The sequence below is a fragment of the Bacteroides caecigallinarum genome, from assembly GCF_021530995.1.
Taxonomy (GTDB): domain Bacteria; phylum Bacteroidota; class Bacteroidia; order Bacteroidales; family Bacteroidaceae; genus Phocaeicola; species Phocaeicola faecigallinarum.
Genome location: NZ_JADYTF010000162.1, coordinates 1 through 5,470, shown reverse-complemented (window position 1 = coordinate 5,470; position 5,470 = coordinate 1). Strand labels below are relative to the sequence as shown.

Genomic DNA, 5,470 nt, shown 5'->3' with positions numbered 1-5,470 from the left:
ATTATATACTCTATTCCTTGTAGTGAACTTAATCTTAAAGTTTTTGTTAAATTATCATATTCTAAAGAGGTTGCTTCTTCTATTGATTTTATAGCAGGTAAATTTCCTGTAATCTTGATATTAAAGCCTTGTGAAATAGAAGCATTTATATCTTCGTCTGTAACTACAATTTCTACATCATAACTGCCGGCTGTATAAGATAAAGATTGCGAAGTATAAATCTCATCACCAACTATCTTAAATGGCACAGTTTCATATACTCCATCTGATTTATATTTACCTCTTATTGAATATGAATAAGTATGTCCTACTGCGCTTGTTTCTACAGATATCTTTCCTACAAATACTCCAGGTCTTTGACCAGACGGCGCAGACAGTTGTGTAACATTAATATTTAATGGTCTGTCACTTGGAGCCGCAATTCCAATGACAGCTCCTTGCTGATCTGAATAATCCATACCCATAAATTTGTCTCTCAAAGCATTAAGATTGAAATATGAGTTTCCATATCCTCCCCATCCCCAGTTTACATGAAACATTCCGGTTCCATCATAACCATCTAAATTAAAACAATGCCCTGCATTATTCTTTGTATCAACTCCATTATATACAACAGGGCGGCCTGCTCCAAGTTCATTTATTATCAACTGTTCCCAGTTTCCTTCATATTCATCTCTCCAATAGTATTTCACGTTATTATAGGCAAAATGAGTTTTAAGAGCATTTTCAACTAAATAAGTATAAGTACCTGAAGCATCCAAGCCATATTGCATTTCAACAGATACACCAAGATGATATAAAAGACGTGAAACTTCTGCATAATTATCTTTAGATCCATCAGATATATTATCCCAATTATATGGTTCTTCATTATCATAATTAAATGATTTTATGGTTGCCATTGGTGATGTCGTAGTAAAATTACCTACCGGTCTTGCAGGATGTTTTGTAACAGAGAGGGCTTGACCCATAGCAACAGCTACACAACCAACCAAAGCCTTACTACTTCCTAATGCAGGACATTTTGCATTAAATGGTTCTGGTTGATTCCAATTTACATTTATTATTGGTTCTATTTTTGTACCTATTGAACGTGAACGTATTACGGATTTATAATACATTTTATTCCACTCAACAAGTGGATTGAGACTTTTTTCAGATATTTTTCCAATACGCATATTGTAAAGTCCAACATAAAATTCCATATTATCTGGTAATTGGGAATTTTTATTCAGTTTTCCATTCAACGAATATGCCAATAGTGGTTCAAAAGAATCATCACTCGACATCAACATCCATCCTTCTGGAGCTAAATGTATCAAATAAATATTTCTTTTTATCAAATCAATACTACTTACTCTGTAATTTGTAACTCCAGTCTTCATGTATAAAATTTCTGAAGCAATTTCTGAAACATGTGTTGGATCTACACGCCGCGCAAAAATTAAATTTGCTATCGACATTAGTATGCATAAAAGATAAATTTTTCTCATGATATTCAGGCAACTATATAAACGATACAAAGGGACATGAAAATACATGCCCCTTTTTTGTATATAAAAAAGATTGTTATTTACTTAAAACAGGATTTGATAAATTAAACCAAGTATATCCAGTAAAGTTTTCTGTTCCTGCTTCAAATAATGCAGCAGCCAATCCAAGGCCTTCTTCTTTTATTGTGATACTTTTTATATCTTCGCTTACCTCCCACTCCAATGTATCAAAAGACAAGTTATTTCCTTTTATAATACAAGAATAAGCATCACATACACCTAAAGGAGCACCGAAGTTCAATCCTTCTGCTAACAATTCACCTGTAGGCATAGTCAGTGTAATCTTTTTACTTGCTATATCAAAAGAATAATTCATAGTGAACTGTAAGTTTACACCTTGTAATGCAAATCCTAGAATCATTTCTTTTTCATATTTTGGATTACTTTCTCCATAAATAGTTATAGTAGCATCGTAAGAAGTTGCACCAGCAGTCAATTTCCACTTACCTCCAAGTTTTTCGTAGAAATTAGCGTCATTATCCTTTATTGTTACGATACAGGCATTAGCAGCCTCATCAATAGTAGCTCCATTTGCAGACTCTATTTTAACAACGAATGTTCTTGCTTCATTGATTTCTTCATCATCTGCTAAACTAAATTCTGCACTGATAGTTTTATCTTCTGCTGATATTCTCAAAGTATTATCTGTCAGAAAATAGTTTACATTCTGTTTTGCAGGATTATTACCATATTCTTCAACCTTTAATACGATATCAACAGCTCCATTCTGTTCTCCGGTTACATTGATAGGAATTTGAATTATACCATCACTTTCCTTTACTGTATATTCTGAAGTAGCAAATCCTACTTTGGCATCGGAAGTGTTCATTACTATCTCATCTTCTGCACATCCAACAAACATAACAGACGACAATAGTAAAGCTCCTAATATATTTTTCTTCTTCATAAAATTTCAATAATAAATTTAATAACCTTTGTTTTGTTGTCCTTTTAATTGTGGATTGGTTTGCATTTCAGCAGAAGGTATAGGCCAAACATATCTATAATCTTTAACACTGTATGATAAACCTTTACCGTTTACAGCCAATATTGATTCTACATCTGGATTTTCAGGATGACTTACACCTCTTTGGAAACCAAGTCCCCATCTATTAAGGTCTGCAAGACGGAAACCTTCTCCTATAAGCTCTTTTTGACGTTCCGTACGGATTTCATTAATAAGAGCCTGTCCAGAATAAGTTGTTCTCTGGTAACCCTCAATTCTTTTTTCACGTAAATCATTCAAATACTTATTTGCCTTATTTTCATCTGTTGTTGATGCAGCTTCGGCTGCGATCAAATAAAGTTCAGCCAATCTGAATGGTTTACTCATATTCACGAAGTTTGGATCAGATCCAGTTTTCAACTCATCGTTACCAGGATATTTATTAAATACTACTGTGCTAAATGTACCACCTTCTACAGACAAGTTCCATGTATCAAAATATACCTGTGAGCGTATATCATTTTCTGCATACATAGATATTGTCTCATACGATGGTATATAATCTGCAGAGTTGAGTTTAGTTCCAAGATAAGTTCCACCTGTTGAATTTCCTAATTCTGTATTTGTCATGTGGATTTTCAATATAGCTTCATTTGTTTTATCTTCTTTCCACATTTGTTTAAACTCAGAAATTTCAGCCAAACTATAAATTCCTGAATTAATAACTTCTTCAGATTTTGAAAGTGCAGTAGCATTATCACCCTTATATAAGGCTATTCTAGCTTGAAGGGCTTTTACAGCGTTAGTTGAAAGATATATAGCTTCAGGAGCAAGATTTTCATTATTTTTAGCTTCATACTTAGCCAATCCGTTTAATGCATCTGTCAAATCCTCATCTATAAACTTATATGTATCATCCTGAGAGCTTCTTCCCGGATATTTTGTTAAATCACCTGTTGGATCATAAGTCTTAACTATAGGAAGACCCATAGCTTCAGTTGCACCAATTTCTGCTGTGTATGGTTCGCAGAAACGTTGCATTAAAGAAAAATAACTATATGCACGGATAAACTTTGCTTCAGCTTCATATCTATCAAGTTCTATCAACTCGTCTTCATTAAAGGAACTGCTATTCCTCAAATTATCCATTTTCTCAATTATATAATTCGCAGAAGTAATAACAGAATAAAAAGCAGCCCAGTATGATTCAAATGTACCCTCAGCCGATGTAAAAGTACCAGCATGAACAATACCATTTCTATTACCGTAACTTACAGTAGCTTGAAATTCATCTCCCTGTAAATCTGTAATATACACATAACTACCTGTAGTCATACCTTTCAGGCTATTATATAAACCGTTTCTAAAACGGTAACAGTCATTCAATGACTGAATAGCCGTAGTATCATCCAATGATCCGTATGGCTTTACTTCCATATCACATGATGAGATAAGTGCACCGGTCATTAATAATGTAAGAAATATTTTTTTCATAAATGCTCAAGTTTAATTAGAATGTTAGTTCAACACCAAAAACATACTGTTTTGTATTAGGATAGAAGAATTTAACCAAGTTAGAATCTGGTTCTGGATCATATCCGGTAAATTTGGTTATAGTAAGCAAGTTTCTACCGGTAAAGAATACACTCATATTCTTAAAGAAACCAGTCTTGGACATTACTTTTGAAGGCAATGAATACTGAACTGTAATATTCTTTAAACGAAGGAATGAGGCATTTTCAACCAAATGATCATCAAACTGAATAGCCTGATCATATCTTGGAATATCTGTTATCTGTCCTGGAGTAGTCCACATATCAAGCATCGCTGTAGTCTGGTTAAAATCAGCAGCCTGACCTGGATTTTCCATGAAGTATCTATCATTACTCATCATATATTTCTTAGCAGCCCATGCAAAATCTGCATTTACACTAAGGCCTTTCCACATAAACTGTGTACCGAAACCACCTGTCCAAGGAGCGAATTGATCTTTACCCAAAAGAACAGCATCACGTTCTTCATTAAATACTTTTGTAATATTTCCATCTTTATCATACCACATCTGTTCTCCTGTATTAGGATCGACACCAGCTCTACGAACGAAATAAAGTTCTCCTACAGAATGACCAACCTTATACATTAATCCATAATCAGGCAATGCATATTCATCACGTCCATTAAACAGTTCAGTAATTTCGTTTTTATTATAGTTAAAGTTAGCGCGTACTGACCAGTAAAAATCTCTAGATTTTAGTATATCATAAGAAACACTTACGTCAACACCTCTATTCACCATAGAACCAATATTACCATAACCTGAACCATAACCTGTTGTATAAGAATAAGGTATCTGCATCAACATATCTGTTGTCTTTTTGTTATAAAATTCCACATCAGCTGATACACGATCGAAAAGTCTAAAGCTTAAGCCAACATTTGTTGAAGCTACAGTTTCCCATGTCAAATCATAGTTACTTGGCTGACTTATTCCTAGAGAAGAGCTACCATTATAGTTACTTCCACTACCCAACAGACCAAAATACATATAATCATCAATACTAGAGTTACCTGTAGTACCGTAACTTGCTTTCAATGATAAATTATTCAACCAATCAACATCACTCAAGAAGTCTTCTTTCTTTAAATCCCACATTGCTCCTACTGCAAAGAAATTAGCCCATCTATTATCTGGTGCAAACTTCGAGCTACCATCTCTACGGAAAGAGAAGTCCAAATAATATTTAGAATCATAATTATATGAAGCATTCAAGAAATATGAATTGAATATAGTTTCTACCAAAGAATGAGACAAATCACCTATACCTACTGTTGTACCTTGCGTAAGTTTCATCTGACGAATATCTGTATGACCTTCAGTAAATACTCCAAAACCATTAGTTCTAGATATTATAGATTCCTGACCAAGCAAAGCAGAGATATTATGTCTGTCTATATTAAATTTATACTCAGC

General features: G+C 33.7%; 4 protein-coding genes. All 4 read right to left on the bottom strand.

Annotation, left to right across the window (positions count from 1 at the left end):
• On the bottom strand, positions 1–1,493 hold a 1,493-nt coding region (locus I6E24_RS15160; protein ID WP_235329421.1), incomplete at its 3' end, for a C10 family peptidase.
• Between the two features lie 76 nt (positions 1,494–1,569).
• Positions 1,570–2,460 carry a Calx-beta domain-containing protein gene (locus tag I6E24_RS15155; protein WP_235329420.1) on the bottom strand — a complete coding sequence of 297 codons (891 nt, stop codon included), beginning with the start codon at positions 2,458–2,460 and terminating at the stop codon, positions 1,570–1,572.
• Positions 2,461–2,478: 18 nt separating this feature from the next.
• Positions 2,479–3,993 (bottom strand): RagB/SusD family nutrient uptake outer membrane protein, encoded by a 1,515-nt coding sequence (locus I6E24_RS15150; RefSeq protein ID WP_235329419.1) that lies wholly within the window; start codon positions 3,991–3,993, stop codon positions 2,479–2,481.
• Between the two features lie 16 nt (positions 3,994–4,009).
• Positions 4,010–5,470 (bottom strand): SusC/RagA family TonB-linked outer membrane protein (locus I6E24_RS15145; protein WP_235329418.1); only part of this gene is annotated, 1,461 nt, incomplete at its 5' end.